This window comes from uncultured Vagococcus sp. (genome assembly GCF_963518325.1).
Lineage (GTDB): Bacteria > Bacillota > Bacilli > Lactobacillales > Vagococcaceae > Vagococcus_D.
Genome location: NZ_CAUQJB010000013.1, coordinates 37,965 through 53,983, shown reverse-complemented (window position 1 = coordinate 53,983; position 16,019 = coordinate 37,965). Strand labels below are relative to the sequence as shown.

Sequence of the window (16,019 nt, the reverse complement as noted above, 5' to 3'; positions counted from 1 at the left end):
AACTAATTTAAAAGGAGTTCGGTTGACATGAAGCTTTTATATAAGGAACAACCACAGGTGATCAGTCCCGGGGTCACGTTGCGTCAGACCATAAACAAACAGAATGCCTCCCTTGACTATATTGAACTAAAACTGATTGACTTAAGACCAGAGGCTAGCTATCAAGAGACCTTAACAGATTATGAATGTTGCGCAGTGATTTTAACCGGACAAGCCTCCCTAATTTCTGGCAATACTCACTTGACTAATATCGGCACACGACAGTCGGTTTTTGACAAGATTCCCACAGACAGTGTTTATTTGCCACGGCAGACGACCTTTACGCTGACAACTGAAAGAAAAGCCAGTATCCTATTATGTTATTCGCCAACCACGGTTACAAAAGAGCTGACGTTCATCCCTGCTAAAGATAATTCAATTGAAGCGCGAGGCATCTTAAACAACAAACGTCTCGTTCACAATATTTTACCTGACACTTCCCCTATTGCAGACCGCTTGCTCGTAGTGGAAGTCTATACGGAAGGAGGTAACTTTTCTAGTTATCCCCCTCATAAACATGATCAAGACAACCTTCCCGAGGAATCTTTGCTGGAAGAAACCTATTATCATGAAATAAATCCCCCACAAGGTTTCGTCTTTCAACGGGTTTATACTGATGACCGCTCCTTAGACGAAACCATGAGCGTTGAAAATGGCAATGTGGTGGTTGTACCAAAAGGTTATCACCCTGTGGGCGTCCCTGATGGTTACACCAGTTATTACTTAAATATCATGGCAGGTCCGACACGAAAATGGCAATTCCACAACGATCCTGACCACGAATGGATTTTAAACAGATAAACATTAATGACACTTGAAAGAAGGAGACTCTCATGCACACAAAAAAGTACGATATGATTGCCTTAGGCAGAGCTTGCATCGACTTAAACGCCGTTGAATACAACCGTCCCATGGAAGATACTATGACATTCTCAAAATACGTCGGCGGTTCACCAGCTAATATTGCCATTGGTTCAGCTAAATTAGGGCTAAATGTTGGCTTTATCGGAAAAATTCCCGATGATCAGCACGGCCGTTTTATCGAACAGTATATGGCAACTGCTGGCATCGACACCAGTCAGATGATTATTGATCAGGATGGTCATAAAACTGGTTTAGCCTTTACTGAAATTTTAAGCCCAGAAGAATGCAGTATCTTAATGTACCGCGAACAAGTAGCAGATTTGTATCTAAGTCCCGATGAAATCAGCGAGGATTACCTCAAAGAAAGTCGCTCACTCGTCATCTCTGGAACGGCCCTGTCCCAAAGTCCTTCTCGTGAAGCCACCTTAAAAGCAGTGGCACTGGCTCGTAAAAATAACGTGAAGATTGTCTTCGAATTGGACTACCGGCCTTATACTTGGAAAAACAAAGATGAAACCGCCATCTATTATTCATTAGTCGCTCAACAATCCGATATCGTTATTGGGACACGGGATGAATACGACATGATGGAAAATCTTGAAAAAGGAACAAATGAGGCGACGGTTGCCCATTTATTTAACCATCACCCAGAACTAGTTGTGATTAAACACGGTGTTGAAGGTTCCTACGCCTATACCAAGGAGGGCAACACCTATCGTGGCAAATCCTATAAAACAAAGGTCTTAAAAACTTTTGGGGCTGGTGATTCCTATGCTGCGGCTTTTCTCTATGCCTTGAACAGCGGCAAAGGCATCGAAACAGCGCTAAAATATGGTAGCGCTTCGGCAGCAATTGTAGTCAGCCAACACAGCTCCTCGGAAGCAATGCCAACGGCTGTCGAGATTGAAGCCTTGATAAAGGAACAAGACTTGAACTAAGTTTACCTGTAGAAAGGACATTATTATGGAAAAAACCATTCGCTTAACAACCGCTCAAGCCTTAGTTAAATTTATCCATCAGCAATACATTGAAATTGACGGTGAAAAAAAACTTTTCGTTGAAGGTGTCTTCAACATCTTCGGCCACGGCAATGTACTTGGCATCGGTCAGGCTCTGGAACAACATCCAGGGCATTTAAAGATTTATCAAGGAAAAAATGAACAAAGCATGGCGTTAGCTGCAATCGCCTATGGCAAAGAACAATTGCGACGCAAAATCTATGCTGTTACCACCTCTGTTGGACCTGGCGCAGCCAATTTAGTAGCAGCAGCAGGCACAGCTTTGGCCAACAACTTGCCAGTGCTTCTCCTGCCTGGAGACACCTTTGCAACCAGACAGCCCGACCCGGTTTTACAGCAAATTGAACAGGCTCAAAGCCCCGGAATCACGACCAATGACGCCTTAAAGCCAGTCTCTCGTTACTGGGATCGTATCACCCGCCCTGAACAATTGATGTCCAGTTTGATTCATGCCTTTGATGTTCTGACTAATCCGGAAACCTCCGGGCCTGTAACCATTTGTTTGTCACAAGATGTGGAAGGCGAGGCCTATGATTACCCTTTGAGCTTCTTTCAAGAACGGGTTCATTATTTAGATCGCAGGACTCCTACAGACCGTGAGTTAAAGGAGTTGATTGCGGCCTTACGCGAAAGTCAATACCCACTGATCGTCGTCGGTGGCGGTGCCAAATACTCAGGTGCTCGGGATATTTTGATTAAACTATCCGACACCCACGGGATTCCCTTAGTTGAAACTCAAGCTGGGAAATCCACCGTTGAATCTTCTTTCAAACATAATCTAGGTGGCCTTGGCGTCACCGGCAATCTGGCAGCCAATAAAGCAGCCGCCCAGGCAGATCTCATCATCGGAGTCGGCACCCGCTATACGGACTTTACCACTGGCTCAAAGTCCCTCTTTAACTTCGAAGAGGCCTCCTTTGTCAATATTAACGTCAGTCGAACACAAGCTTATAAGCTAGATGCCTTACCTGTTGTTGGCGATGCGAGGGCTACTCTTGAGCTATTGTCTCAACATCTGGGCGATTATACGTCTGCTTACAATAATCAACTAAGCCTTTACCAAGAGGAATGGCAAAAAGAGCGCCAACGCCTGGCCGGTATTACCTTCGATCGGGAGCAGTTTACCCCTGAGGTAGCGGATCAGTTTACTCAAGCTGAATTAATTGAGTATGCGGATGCCTTAGAGACTGAAATGACCCAAACCCGTGCTTTACTGATGATTAATAACCTGATTCCTCACGCTGTGATTGTCGGTTCCGCCGGCTCACTTCCCGGTGATTTACAGAGACTCTGGGAGAGTTCTCAGCCCAATACCTATCATGTGGAGTATGGATACTCATGTATGGGTTATGAAATTGCTGGCGCATTGGGAGCCAAACTAGCTCATCCAGATAAAGAAGTTTATGCCATGGTAGGTGACGGCAGTTTTCTAATGTTGCATACCGAATTAGTCACCAGCCTTCAGTATCATAAAAAAATAAATGTCCTACTCTTTGATAATGCTGGTTACGGCTGTATCAATAACTTGCAGATGAGTAATGGTAGTAACAGTTTTTATACGGAATTAAAAGATAGTGAAAGCCATCAACCCATGGTGATTAATTACGCTCAAGTTGCAGCCGGTTATGGGGCTAAAACCTATGAAGTTCACACTTATGCAGAACTTAAAGCCGCCTTGGCAGATGCTGCAACGCAAGCTGTTTCCACTTTGATTGACATCAAAGTACTGCCTAAAACCATGACAGACGGCTATGATGCTTGGTGGCACGTCGGGGTAGCGGAAGTCTCTGAAAAATCAAGTATTCAGACCGCCTTTAACGAAAAAAATAAGGGACTTAATCAAGCCAAACCCTACTGATTTAGATACAACACTTTAGGAGGCCCCAAATAACATCCGGCCTCCTTCCTGTTTACCCAAACGCGCTTAAAACTAATTATAAGGAGGTTACCCTATGTCAAAGATTAAAATTGGCTTAGTTGGACTCGGAAGATTGGGCATGACCCATGCCACTAATATTGCCACGAATATTCCTGAAATGGACCTAGTTGCCATCTGTAGTCTTAATCAGGATGAATTAACCACTGCCCAGGCTTTGCTAAACGTCAAAGAAACCTATTTAGACTATCAAGAGATGCTAGCAAGCCCTAACTTGGACGCCATTGTTATCGTCTCACCTTCAGGGTTCCACTGTCAGCAAATTCAATTGGCGCTGGAAGCAGGGCTACATGTCTTTTGCGAAAAACCAATCGGCCTCTCCCTATCTGAAATCGATCAAACATTGGCCCTTAGTGAGAAACACCCTGAACAAAAATTGATGATTGGCTTTATGAGACGCTTTGACGACTCCTACCAGTATGCTAAAGAACTGGTAGCCGCAGGGGAATTAGGCGAGCTAACCGTTATCAGGTGCTACGGCATCGACCCTAGTAGCGGCATGGAAAGTTTCGTCAAGTTTGCGGCTGACAGTAACAGCGGTGGTATCTTTGCCGATATGGCCATTCATGACATTGATCTGATCCGCTGGTTTAGTCAACAAGAGGTCAGTCGTGTTTGGGCACTCGGTAAAAATGCCGCTTATCCAGAGTTGGACCAGGTTAACGAATTGGAGACCGGTACAGCAATGATGCAATTGACGGACCAGACCATGGCTCTCTTAGTTACAGGACGTAACGCAGCTCATGGTTATCATGTTGAAACGGAAATCATTGGCACGAAAGGCATGTTACGAATTGGAGCCGCTCCTGAAAAAAATCTGGTCACTCTTTTTAATGAGCACGGGGTCGTTCGTCCAACTAGTCAAAACTTTCCAGAACGTTTTGGTCAAGCATTTGTCAGCGAAATGAAGGCCTTTGCCACCTGCATCTTAGACGACTTGCCAACACCTGTTTCTGCTAGAGATGGCTTGCAAGCCACCAAAATTGCCACTGCCTGCCAAACATCTTTTGAGACCAACAGCATCGTTGAAATTGACCGTTCCAACTAATTGAGCTAATGACCGACTAACTGAATGCTAGTTAACGAAGAATCTCCTCTATTGGTAAACCCTTCAATTCTTAAGGTTTTAACCTCTAGAGATTGATGCCCTAGAAGGAAAGCGTAGTGATAACAGAGACTGGACACCTAGTTAAAAAGAGGCCCCCTATGATTGGTACTTCAATACTTACCGATAGTGGAGACCGGACCTACAATATTAAGGAGGAAAATTTATGACAACTGCTTCACCAATCAAACTGGCAATCGCTCCGATTGCCTGGACCAATGACGACATGCCTGAGCTCGGGAAAGAAAATTCTTTTGAACAATGTATTAGTGAAATGGCTCTGGCTGGTTTTAGCGGTACCGAAATTGGCAATAAATACCCTAAAGAGCCTGCCATTTTACGCCCTTATCTAGAGTTACGCCATTTAGAAGTTGCCAGTGCTTGGTTCAGCGCGTTCTTAACTACTCGACCATTTGAAGAAACAGCTGAGGCTTTTATTAAGCATCGTGACTTTCTAGCAGCCATGGGGGCCAAGGTTATCGTTGTCTCAGAACAAGGTCACAGCATTCAAGGACAAGATTTACCTGTTTTCACTAAGAAACCGATCTTTACTGACGAAGAGTGGCACCGTTTAACTGAAGGACTTGAAGCGCTTGGGGATTTAGCAACCGAAAAAGAGATGGACATCGTTTATCATCATCACATGGGAACGGGCGTCCAAACCACTTCAGAGATTGATCGCCTAATGGCTGAAACCAACCCAGAAAAAGTCTCTTTGTTATATGACACTGGTCATCTGGTATTTTCAGGAGAAGATCCTTTAGCCATTTATCAGACTCACCACCAACGAATTAAACACATTCACTTTAAAGATATTCGAGAAGCTATTGCAAAAGAAGTGGTCACAGCAGAAGATAGCTTCCTCACAGGGGTTAGAAAGGGAGTCTTTACGGTTCCTGGTGACGGCATGATTAACTTTAAACCAATTTGTAAGGCCATCGATGCCAGTGGGTATGAAGGTTGGGTTGTCGTTGAAGCAGAACAAGACCCTGCTCTGGCCAATCCATTAGAGTACGCCATCAAAGCACGTCGTTACATTAAAGATACTTGGGCCATTTAGGCCAACTACGATTCAGTTATAAGGAGGAAACAGAATGACACAGACACTAACAGTCGGCGTCGTCGGCGCTGGTAGAATTGGTAAATTACACGTTGAAAACATGTTGCGAATGGATGGTATAACTGTAAAAACCATCGCTGATCCACATGCAGAGCAGGCTAAAGAATGGGCTGACAAGTGGCACATTCCTCAATTAGTAACCGACCCAAATGAGATTTTTAATGATAAGGAAATCGATGTCGTTTTTATCTGTTCACCAACCGATACCCATGTAGACTTAATTAAGCGCTCAGCAGCTGTTAACAAGCATATCTTTTGTGAAAAACCCATTAGTTTCTCTGATGAGGAAACCATGGCAGCTTATGACGCTGTCAAAAAAGCAGGTGTTCAACTGCAAGTTGGCTTTAATCGCCGCTTCGATCAAAATTACGGTCGGGTGAAAAACTATGTCACCACCGGTAAAATAGGTGACTTGCATATTTTACGAATTACCTCTCGCGATCCCGAACCACCAAACCTTGATTATGTTAAAAGTTCTGGCGGTATCTTTATGGACATGACCATTCATGACTTTGACATGGCACGCTTTGTAGCTGGCGAGGTTAAAGAAGTCTATGCCATTGGCGCTGCTTTAGTTAATCCTGATATCGCTACTGTCGGAGATGTAGATACTGCTTTAATTCAATTAACCTTTGAAAGCGGCGCTCTCGGCATTATCGACAACAGTCGTCAAGCAGTCTATGGCTATGATCAACGAATTGAAGCCTTTGGATCAAAAGGCAGTGCCGAAAGTCAGAATGAAACGGAAACTCGGGTAACCTTCTCCTCCAGCGAGTCTGTCAGCCAAGACCAGCCGTTACACTTCTTCCTTGAACGATACAACCATGCTTACATCGCTGAAGTGCAACAATTTTTCATTGCCATTCAAACTGGCTCAGCTGTTCCATGTACCTTCGAAGATGGCATTATGGCTCAACGAATTGCAGCCGCAGCTAAAGAGTCCCTGACAAGTGGTCGTCCAGTTGCTGTTAAAAAAATTCAAGGGAAAGAGTAGAGAAAAGACTATGGCATTTGTCACACTCAAGGATGTCTTGCCCCAGGCACGAGTAGAACGTTATGGAGTCGGACAATTTAATATTAACGGCATTCAGTGGATTGATGCTATTCTAAACGCCGCCCAAGACAATCAGTCCCCTGTTATTGTGGCGGCTTCCGATCGACTGGTTGATTTTTTAGGCGGCTTCGAGTGGATTGTACTGGCCCTCACGGCTGCCACTAGACGACTAAAGATTACCGTCCCAGTTGTCCTTCACTTGGATCACGGCCAGTCAGTGGCACGCTGTCTGGCAGCCATTGATGCCGGCTTTTCCTCTGTAATGTTTGATGGCTCTCATGAACCTCTTGCTGAAAACAGCCGCCTAACAAAACTAGTGACCGACTACGCCGCCAAACGAGGCGTCTCCGTGGAAGCGGAAGTCGGCACGATTGGTGGCAATGAAGATGGCCTGATCTCTGGGATCCAATACGCAAAACTAGCAGATTGCCAGCGTCTGGTCCAAGAGACGGGAATCGACGCTCTGGCAGCCGCTTTAGGATCAGTTCATGGAGAATACGTTGGCAAACCGCAACTAGGATTCACTGAAATGGCTGAAATTGCAGAAAACTGCCAAGTACCACTAGTTCTCCACGGTGCATCAGGTATTCCAGATGCCGATTTAACAAAAGCAATCCAGCTTGGCCATGCTAAGATAAACATCAACACCGAAACAAATCAAGCATGGTTTCAATCTATTAGAGAATCATTAGCCACTGGGTCAAAGAATCACGAACCCCGCTTAGTATTAGCCCCCGCCACTGCCGCTATTTCAACGGTAGTCAGTGACAAAATCACTCTTTTTGGTTCTGCAGGAAAAGGCTAAATCAGGACGGTCAAAAGAAGCTTATCGGCGATAAGCTTCTTTTTTTGCAACAAAATGGCTCTTTTATGCAACCTAGCACAAAAACATCCCACTACTAGGTCCCTCATGGTATAGTTATTTTCGAGGAGGAGAGCCTGTGAAATTATTTTTTACAACTGATACCAAACAAGCCCGAGATACAACTAAAATCGTCACTCATCCAGATCAACAACAAAGTTGGCAAGACATTGAGCGAGCCCTAAACCAACAACAAAAACTGACCGTCATTAACGCTAAAAATGACCGTCAACTCAAATTAGATTTACATCAGGTCTTAGCAATCGAAACCGAAGGAACGATGTGCAATGTTCAAACACTGGATGGTTCCATGTATTTATTAAACCAGCGACTTAAAGTCGTCAAAGAGGACCTAACTAAAACGCGTATCATGCAAATCAATAACCAAGTACTAGTGAATTTAGATCACGTGGCCCAATTTGTGTCTGCCAGTAACGCCCGTATTGAACTTCATTTAGCCAATCAATTAACTTATTACGTTAGCCGCCACTATCTCAAACAATTTAGGAGGAATTTCTTATGAGTCACACACTAAAAAACCAGTTTTTCCAAGTCTTTAGCATTACCACTATTTGGGTCACCTTATTACTTACCCTCTTTGGCCAATCAAGCAGCTTTGGGATCTCATTCATTTGGCGAATCCTCGCCGTTGCTTTTATTTCCGCTTTGCTATTCGGTGTCCTTTATACAAGTTTATGGCACTACTTCACTTTACCTGCCAGTGTTAATATTCTAATTTCCGCTAGTTTAAATCTAGCTGGTGGATTAGCCGTCATTTGGCTGTTATCACCTGAGATGTTCAACCGAGTCCTTCCTTGGGCCCTTGGAATGCTCTTTCTTTCATTAATTGGCCATGTTCTAGGGTTTTACGTCTATGCCAAAAAGAAAAATGACCAGGAAGTGGCGCGATTGAATAAGCTATTAAGATAGGGAAACTGAACAACATATAATAAAAACAAGAGGAGAGACGTTTGTCCCTCCTCTTGCTTTTATTATTGATAAGCAACTTGCGCCTTAGTGATTTTCTCTACAACCTTACGACAACAATAAGCTGTGTACAATTGCCAAATCACGGCAGTCCCAAACAGAAGTAAAGATGAAAATTCTAAATTAAGCAACCAAATCAAGAAGATGCCGATAATTTGCATGCCAAGAATTTTAAAGTCCTTTAACCCGATAGCAATGGCCTGTTTCAAATAACCAAAACAACTGCCTTCAAAATTGGCAATTAAAGGAAACAAATACATCAATGATATCAACCAGATAGCCAATAGGAATATCAACATATAAGCAATCATCATAAAATACAAATGATGAATTTGAAATGCTAAACGTAAATTAACCAGAATTACCACTAAACTACCGCCATAGATTATCGTCAGTTGGGCCCCTAATTTAAAATGAAGACGATACTCACGCCACATTACTTGCCAAATGGGGACTTTTTTTTCCCCTTGGAGCCATTTGTTAACCAACCGAGCTAATGCAATCGTCGCTGGGAAAAAACCGAAAATTCCTCCACCTAAAATAACTAAGCCTAGCCAAGTCAGATTAGCTTTTACCACGCGATATACCCATTCCGACCCTATGACCAACCATTTCCCCATTGCATGTCACTCCTCTCTTAACGGCAGATATCTGCTAAACAATCAGCTAGGCTTGACCTATTTAGCTGTCTTTTGCCATTCTGTGTATTGTTTTTGAATTTCTTCCAAGGCCTTTTCCATCCCAGCCTTATCCAATTTTTCATTCATCTCTTTCACTTTTTCCTTTGGATCAACCGTTCCTGTATGCAGGCTAGCTAAGTACTGATCCATTACACCTTGAATACTGGCAATTTCTGTTCTAATTGGCTTAGTATCAACAGCAAAACCAAGCGCTGGTGATTCTTGGGCTTCTTCAATAAATTTTTCTTGTTCAGCAATTTGTTCAGGCGTTTGCAACTTACTGACTTTTTGCAACTTATAGTCGGTAAACTGCCAACCACCTAACGTATAGTCTTGTTTTTGATCCAAGAAAGTAATTGAGCCATCTTGATTATTTTCATAGTGAATTCCCTCGATACCATTGGCCAAAATATTAGCTAATGTCTCATCAGTATTGACTAAATTTAAGACTTCCATCGCTTTTTCTTTATGTTTACTATTAGCAGAAATGGCTTGCAGTGCTACCGTTGCAGATGAAGTGGTTTTAATGCCTTCAGGTGTTAGCCGCTTAGCTACTACCGGGAAACCCGTTAACGATTCAATCCCCGACGTGCCATCATAGCCCGATGTTTGCTTGCGAGCGAACCAATTTTTATTATCTTTTTTCAATGGGAATGGATCATCGACTGCTGTCGCCGCATCCTTCATCACATAGCCCGCTTGATAATAGTCATGCATCGTTTCTAGTGATGCCATCATTTCCGGTGTTTTGTAAGTATTAACGATTGTCGTTTCATCACCAACCAAAGAAACACCAAATGGTAGCCCATCACCTAAAATACTGTCGTAAGGAATATCGACTCTAAAACCAGCCCCTATCCCCAAAGGTGTCACATCACTATTGGCTGATTTAAATCCTTTTAGTACAGGTTCCAATGTGTCTAACCCCTGAACCGCTTCAATATTAAGGCCATTGTCCTTAACTAAGTCTTCTGGAAATACCCAATAATTAGCAGAAGCAATTGCCCCATTAATTGGAAATGCCATCAGTCTGCCGTCAATTGATGCCCCTTTAATATAGCCGTCAGCCAAGCGATCAGCCGCACCTTTTAAGGTGGTATCCAGATAGTCCGTTAAATCTAAATAGGCTCCTTTATTCGCATTTGCAACATAGTTAGTCACGTAAGAAATATCGTAAGCTTCCCCAGAGGAAATAATAACTTGCATCTTTTTCTCATAGTCGCCAAATCCAATCATCTTAATGTCAATTTCAGCGTTTACTTTTTCACGCAAGTATTGATTAGCTTCCTCCACTACTTTTTCGTGATCCTTACTTTCATCACCCGCCATATACCAGGTGATTTTAGTGATACCATCTTTAGACGCTTCTGCTTCTTTCTTGCCACAACCTGCAACAACTAAAAAGACTGGGATTAAACTAACCAAAAGCCACATTAATTTCTTTTTCATTTTGTATCGTCTCCTCTTTTTTTATTCCTTGACGCCACCAATCGTTAACCCTTCCACAAAATAACGCTGGAAAAAAGGATAAGTCATGGCAATTGGCAAAACGGACACCACAACCATGGCCATCCGGGTAGATTCCTGCGGTAAATTCGTATTAACACTTGATGCCACATCGGCATTCATCTGTGCATTCGTGGAAATAAATTCCATAGTATTTTGAATCTTTATTAACATGAATTGGAGAGGAACCAGTTTGGCACTATCAATGTATAACAGCGCATTAAACCAATCGTTCCAATATCCTAAGGTTGAAAACAACCCAATAGTCGCTAACCCCGGCAAAGCCAGAGGCAATACAATGCTAACAAAAACACGTATTTCCGAAGCCCCATCAATTTTAGCAGATTCAATAATCGAATCCGGTACCGAACGTTTAAAGAACGTTCGCATAACAATCACATAAAACGGACTCAGACACATTGGCAATATCAGTGCCCAAACCGTATCCTTCAAATGAAGCATCTGCGTCATTACAATATAACCTGGAACTAAACCACCACTAAAGAGCATCGTAAACAAAATCAAAAAAGTAAAAAATTTACGGTACTTAAAGTTACTACGTGACAAGGCGTAAGCGTAGGTTGACGTCATAAAAATCGTCATCAACGTTCCAACAATGGTCACAAACAACGAGACACCAATCGATCGTAGTAACTGCTCTTTCATTTGAAACAAGTACTTAAACCCTTCCAAACTCCAGTTCTCGGGAATGATCGCATAGCCATTTTGAGCTAGAGACGTCTCACTGGATAATGAGATAATGATAACAAAAATAAAAGGAAAAATGCAGCTAAGTGTAAATAATCCTAACAAAATGGTAAACATTATTTCAACTGGTCGGGAAAAATTATTCATGCGCTTGGCAAGTTTACTAGTTTTTGCCATTTAATACTGAGCCTCCTTTTAAAATAAGGCAGAATCTTCGTCTACTCGACGAGCAATCATATTCGTGGCAACAATTAAGATAAAGCCAACTACCGATTGATATAATCCTGCTGCTGTGGTCATTCCTAAATCACCATTATTCGTTAACCCACGGTATATATAAGTATCCAACACGTTGGTCACATCATTTAAGGCCCCTGAATTTCGGGGAACTTGATAAAATAAACCAAAGTCTGAACGAATAATACCACCTACCGCTAAAATCAACATTATCGTCACTAATGGCATCAACAATGGAATGGTTACCTTCATTATCTGTTTAAACTTAGAAGCCCCATCTACCATCGCCGCTTCGTAATAAGTCCGATCGATTCCCATAATTGAAGCATAATAAATGATACTGCTATAGCCTAGACTCTTCCAGACACCTAAGAAAATAATGATAACCGGCCAGTATTTTGGTTCCGCATACCAATTAATCGGTTCTTTACCAAAGGTTTGAAGCAACCCGTTCATTAGGCCTTTATCCGTACTCAAGAAGGCGTATACAAAATAGCTGATAACTACCCAAGATAAAAAATAAGGGAAAAGCATTCCCGTTTGATACGCTTTTACGATTTTTTTCTTCGTCAGCTCACTCATGATGATTGCCACTGCCACCGACATTACCGTCCCCAATATGAGTCCCGTTAAATTATAGGCAACCGTATTACGAGTGATCACCCAGGCATCTGAGGTTCCAAAGAGAAATTTGAAGTTTTCCCAACCTACCCATTCACTAGTTATTAAACTGTCAAAAAAACCATTTCCTGAAATCCGAAAATCTTTAAACGCAATAACCGTACCAACCATGGGTATGTAAGAAAACAATACCAACCAGATCAATCCCGGCAAAACCATCAATAATAGGGCTTTATTTTGCTTCAAATCTTTCAGTATCCCTTTTACTTTTACCAACTCAACCGCCCCTTTCCGTCTATCATAAGTCTAATCTGCCAAGACTATTCTTAATAGGATAAAATTATCGTTCTTTTATAACAAATTATGACTCTCGTTCTTTCACTAGAGCGTTGAATAAGCTACCTGAAAGATCTAATGAGTGCTCCCAATACATAAATCCTCGGATACCAGCTTGTTTGACATAACGAGCTTTAGCCTCTAAAGAACGTTGATCCTCATATGAAATAAATTGCTGTCCATCGCAATAATAAGGGCTCTCGGCGGTTTCATCATAAAAACAATTCTCAGGATGTTCCTTAAGCAGCACTTTTAGTTCATTATAATCGATAGCTTGATTGCCTGGTTGTCTTGCCTCTTGTAGCAGCCCATTATTTTCCATTGTGTGAACACCTTGCCAAACACGGCCGTAAAATGCACCACCAATCACTAGCTTTTCTTTTGGTATGCCTGCTTTTAGTAACTGATTAACCGCCGTCTCTGCACTTAGTAAATCATCCTGATCATACGAATATAAATTGGTATGATGACCTGTAGTATGCGTAAAACTGCCTCGCATATCATAAGTCATAATATTGATATAATCCAAATAGGCTGCATATTCATGTCCCTGACTCGTTGCCGTTGTCTCTAATAAATCTGGTGCTGCTCCAACTGCGATCGTCAATAAATAATTCCGCTTATTTTTAGCTTCCAAAGACGTAAAAGCTTGGCGAATTTCTTTTAGTAGCAACAATAAATTTTCTGAATCCTCTTGGCGAGCCTTTATTCCAGCCACATCCAGCTTAGGGTATTCCCAATCTAAATCGACCCCATCAAAATGATACTGTTCCATATAGGCCAGTAAACTGTCAATCAATTTCCGACGACTTTCTACCGTAAGGACCGCATCCGAAAACCCATCTGCCCCCCAACCACCGATACTGATACATGTTTTCAGCTGTGGATAATCCGTTTTCAATTCATTGATCAAATGAATTTTTTTGAGTGGTCGCTGCACCTCTCCATTGATAATATTAGCGAAGGCGTAATTGATACAAGATAAATGTTGTGCCCCTATATCTTTTTTCTGCCATTCTCTGTTATCATCTAAATATGCTATAAGTTCCATTCTCTTCACCCTTCCTATCTCTAGTTTAAACGATAGGTCAATCGACAGACGATGAACTTATCATAGGTAAACTATAAAAAATTATAGATGCTCTCCGTATTCTGGTTTATTTTTAACCTAACCAACACAGTTATCTTAGACGAGGTGGACATGATGAAGCATTCCTTTTTTAGCAATTATCGACGAACATATGAAAAAAAATATTTATTACAACGGATTCTCTTCTGGTATTCTTTGGCAGTTATTTCATTCGCAGTTGTCTTATTTTCCATCAGCGCTGCCTATTACTTAAATACTATGAGGCAACGAACCCATCAGGATTTAGAAAGAATTCATGAGCGAATGTCCCGTGTGGCAGAAGACAAAGAGCGCTTGATGGACACTTTCACCGATAGTATTAACAACAATAAAGAAGCCATGGACGACATTGTCAGTTACTTCTCTGATGACTACTCTAATTACATCGACCAGAAACTCGATCGCTACTATTTGTCAGATTCAATAGCCGGAATTGATTTTAAATCATCTGCTAAGACCTTCTTTGCCAATGATCCTAGTTATCAATACAGTAAAATCTCCCAAAAAGACGACGAGCTAACCTATGTCAGCGATTATCCTGCTCATCTTGACTCTTTTTTCGTTACCTCACGACCCTTGAATTTTTCTAAAAACAATCGGCAAATTGGGACCATCAGTAGTTATTTTGATTTTAGCGATTTCGATCGGGTTTTTAATGGTGAAAAAAACAGTTTCGCTTTGATTCTCTCACCAACAGGGCAGCTCATTTGGCAAGCCGATCAGGCTCCTCAAGACATTCGCACATCCTTAGTTGCTTTGCAACACTCTTTAGCTGACGATGCTTCAGAGGTTGTCATTAATGGTAACGCTTATTATTTAACTAGCTATGAAACCAAAAATCAAACCATGCTCCTGACACTCTGCCCAATTCCTAATGTACGCAGCTTCTTTTCAAGTCGCCCGTTATTGGTCACCCTGTTATTTTTACTTTCCATTACATTTTTTATTGCCTTACTAATGACATTGTTTAAAAAATACACACAACAAATCGACTCAATTGTAGCAGGCATGACGGTCAGTACTCAACATGCTTTGACCACTCATATCAGCGTAGATGACAAAGAGGCTGAGCTAAAAACAGTATCAGAAACATTCAACAATCTAATTGACAACATCAATAATTACGTCGAAAAGAGCTATGTCCTCGAACTTAAACAAAAAGAGGCTGAATTACGGTCTTTACAATCTCAAATCAATCCACATTTTTTATATAATACATTGGAATTCATCCGCATGTCAGCTTTAAAAGATGGCAATGAAGACCTTTCAGAAATGATTTATATTTTAGGTCAATTATTCCGTAATAGCATCACTCAACAAAAGGAAACCACTCTCTACGAAGAGGTTGAAAGCAGCAAACTCTACATGAAATTATTTCAAACGAAACACCCAAATAAAATCGCTTATCAGTTTAGTCTGGCCTCTGATGTGGAACAGTTAATATTACCCAAATTCATTATCCAACCCTTGATTGAAAACTATGTCTTACATGGTGTCGACTACAAAAAAACGAATAATGTCATTCAACTAAAAGCCTTTAAAATGGAGCAGAATTTAGTGATTCAAATTGTCGACAATGGCAAAGGAATTAAAGAAGATCAACTGATTAAAATGACGAATTATTTAAACGAGACAGAGGATGCCTTAACATCCGTTGGCTTTAAAAATGTCAACGAGCGCTTAAAACTATTTTTTGGCAATGATTATCAAATGACACTGACCAGTGAGCCACACAAAGAAACCAAAATCTTACTGATCATACCCTTAAGAACCCCCTCAAATTGAGACATGATTATTAACGTAAAGGAGAAGAGAT

Annotated in this window: 15 protein-coding genes; 10 read left to right on the top strand and 5 right to left on the bottom strand. The window is 41.6% G+C overall.

The features are described 5' to 3' along the window. Positions 1–27 precede the first annotated feature (27 nt). From iolB to RWN13_RS12195, 9 genes are all read left to right on the top strand, one after another. Positions 28–840: a 5-deoxy-glucuronate isomerase gene (iolB, locus tag RWN13_RS12235; RefSeq protein ID WP_314063902.1), complete on the top strand. Its 813-nt coding sequence runs from the start codon at positions 28–30 to the stop codon at positions 838–840. Positions 841–872: 32 nt separating this feature from the next. After that, positions 873–1,841: a 5-dehydro-2-deoxygluconokinase gene (iolC, locus tag RWN13_RS12230; protein WP_314063899.1), complete on the top strand. Its 969-nt coding sequence runs from the start codon at positions 873–875 to the stop codon at positions 1,839–1,841. 25 nt (positions 1,842–1,866) lie between these two features. After that, positions 1,867–3,780, top strand: a complete 1,914-nt coding sequence (gene iolD / locus RWN13_RS12225; RefSeq protein ID WP_314063896.1) for a 3D-(3,5/4)-trihydroxycyclohexane-1,2-dione acylhydrolase (decyclizing) — start codon at positions 1,867–1,869, stop codon at positions 3,778–3,780. A 94-nt stretch (positions 3,781–3,874) separates the two neighbouring features. Beyond that, positions 3,875–4,906, top strand: a complete 1,032-nt coding sequence (iolG, locus tag RWN13_RS12220; RefSeq protein ID WP_314063894.1) for an inositol 2-dehydrogenase — start codon at positions 3,875–3,877, stop codon at positions 4,904–4,906. A 223-nt stretch (positions 4,907–5,129) separates the two neighbouring features. Further along, a complete protein-coding gene (gene iolE, locus RWN13_RS12215; protein WP_314063890.1) occupies positions 5,130–6,023 on the top strand; it encodes a myo-inosose-2 dehydratase in 894 nt (297 codons plus the stop codon). Positions 6,024–6,057: 34 nt separating this feature from the next. Then, positions 6,058–7,077: an inositol 2-dehydrogenase gene (gene iolG, locus RWN13_RS12210; RefSeq protein WP_314063888.1), complete on the top strand. Its 1,020-nt coding sequence runs from the start codon at positions 6,058–6,060 to the stop codon at positions 7,075–7,077. Between the two features lie 10 nt (positions 7,078–7,087). Continuing rightward, a complete protein-coding gene (gene fba / locus RWN13_RS12205) occupies positions 7,088–7,942 on the top strand; it encodes a class II fructose-1,6-bisphosphate aldolase (protein ID WP_314063886.1) in 855 nt (284 codons plus the stop codon). A gap of 136 nt (positions 7,943–8,078) precedes the next feature. Next, positions 8,079–8,522 (top strand): LytTR family DNA-binding domain-containing protein, encoded by a 444-nt coding sequence (locus tag RWN13_RS12200; protein ID WP_314063884.1) that lies wholly within the window; start codon positions 8,079–8,081, stop codon positions 8,520–8,522. Then, a complete protein-coding gene (locus RWN13_RS12195) occupies positions 8,519–8,929 on the top strand; it encodes a hypothetical protein (RefSeq protein WP_314063881.1) in 411 nt (136 codons plus the stop codon). The genes RWN13_RS12200 and RWN13_RS12195 overlap by 4 nt, the downstream gene beginning before the upstream one ends. Before the next feature lie 62 nt (positions 8,930–8,991). Here the strand turns inward: RWN13_RS12195 and RWN13_RS12190 are convergent, their stop codons facing one another. From RWN13_RS12190 to RWN13_RS12170, 5 genes are all read right to left on the bottom strand, one after another. Continuing rightward, positions 8,992–9,606: a DUF624 domain-containing protein gene (locus RWN13_RS12190; protein ID WP_314063880.1), complete on the bottom strand. Its 615-nt coding sequence runs from the start codon at positions 9,604–9,606 to the stop codon at positions 8,992–8,994. A gap of 57 nt (positions 9,607–9,663) precedes the next feature. Beyond that, complete coding sequence (locus RWN13_RS12185) at positions 9,664–11,115, bottom strand: ABC transporter substrate-binding protein (RefSeq protein WP_314063877.1); 1,452 nt, start codon at positions 11,113–11,115, stop codon at positions 9,664–9,666. 21 nt (positions 11,116–11,136) lie between these two features. Continuing rightward, a complete protein-coding gene (locus RWN13_RS12180) occupies positions 11,137–12,057 on the bottom strand; it encodes a carbohydrate ABC transporter permease (RefSeq protein WP_314063875.1) in 921 nt (306 codons plus the stop codon). A gap of 18 nt (positions 12,058–12,075) precedes the next feature. Further along, positions 12,076–12,957: an ABC transporter permease subunit gene (locus RWN13_RS12175; RefSeq protein WP_314064033.1), complete on the bottom strand. Its 882-nt coding sequence runs from the start codon at positions 12,955–12,957 to the stop codon at positions 12,076–12,078. A 142-nt stretch (positions 12,958–13,099) separates the two neighbouring features. Further along, positions 13,100–14,125 (bottom strand): glycoside hydrolase family 18 protein, encoded by a 1,026-nt coding sequence (locus RWN13_RS12170; protein ID WP_314063872.1) that lies wholly within the window; start codon positions 14,123–14,125, stop codon positions 13,100–13,102. Between the two features lie 150 nt (positions 14,126–14,275). Between RWN13_RS12170 and RWN13_RS12165 the strand changes: the two genes are divergently transcribed. Then, on the top strand, positions 14,276–15,988 hold the full coding sequence (locus RWN13_RS12165) for a sensor histidine kinase (protein WP_314063869.1): 1,713 nt from the start codon (positions 14,276–14,278) through the stop codon (positions 15,986–15,988). The last annotated feature ends 31 nt before the right edge of the window (positions 15,989–16,019 follow it).

Excerpts from the sequence above, each read along its gene's own strand:
- iolG (WP_314063894.1), top strand. The coding sequence starts at position 3,875 with ATGTCAAAGATTAAAATTGGCTTAGTTGGACTCGGAAGATTGGGCATG.
- RWN13_RS12195 (WP_314063881.1), top strand. The coding sequence starts at position 8,519 with ATGAGTCACACACTAAAAAACCAGTTTTTCCAAGTCTTTAGCATTACC.
- RWN13_RS12165 (WP_314063869.1), top strand. The coding sequence starts at position 14,276 with ATGATGAAGCATTCCTTTTTTAGCAATTATCGACGAACATATGAAAAA.
- RWN13_RS12180 (WP_314063875.1), bottom strand. The coding sequence starts at position 12,057 with ATGGCAAAAACTAGTAAACTTGCCAAGCGCATGAATAATTTTTCCCGA.
- RWN13_RS12170 (WP_314063872.1), bottom strand. The coding sequence starts at position 14,125 with ATGGAACTTATAGCATATTTAGATGATAACAGAGAATGGCAGAAAAAA.
- iolC (WP_314063899.1), top strand. The coding sequence starts at position 873 with ATGCACACAAAAAAGTACGATATGATTGCCTTAGGCAGAGCTTGCATC.
- iolB (WP_314063902.1), top strand. The coding sequence starts at position 28 with ATGAAGCTTTTATATAAGGAACAACCACAGGTGATCAGTCCCGGGGTC.
- RWN13_RS12175 (WP_314064033.1), bottom strand. The coding sequence starts at position 12,957 with ATGGTTTTGCCGGGATTGATCTGGTTGGTATTGTTTTCTTACATACCC.
- iolG (WP_314063888.1), top strand. The coding sequence starts at position 6,058 with ATGACACAGACACTAACAGTCGGCGTCGTCGGCGCTGGTAGAATTGGT.
- RWN13_RS12185 (WP_314063877.1), bottom strand. The coding sequence starts at position 11,115 with ATGAAAAAGAAATTAATGTGGCTTTTGGTTAGTTTAATCCCAGTCTTT.
- iolE (WP_314063890.1), top strand. The coding sequence starts at position 5,130 with ATGACAACTGCTTCACCAATCAAACTGGCAATCGCTCCGATTGCCTGG.
- fba (WP_314063886.1), top strand. The coding sequence starts at position 7,088 with ATGGCATTTGTCACACTCAAGGATGTCTTGCCCCAGGCACGAGTAGAA.
- iolD (WP_314063896.1), top strand. The coding sequence starts at position 1,867 with ATGGAAAAAACCATTCGCTTAACAACCGCTCAAGCCTTAGTTAAATTT.
- RWN13_RS12190 (WP_314063880.1), bottom strand. The coding sequence starts at position 9,606 with ATGGGGAAATGGTTGGTCATAGGGTCGGAATGGGTATATCGCGTGGTA.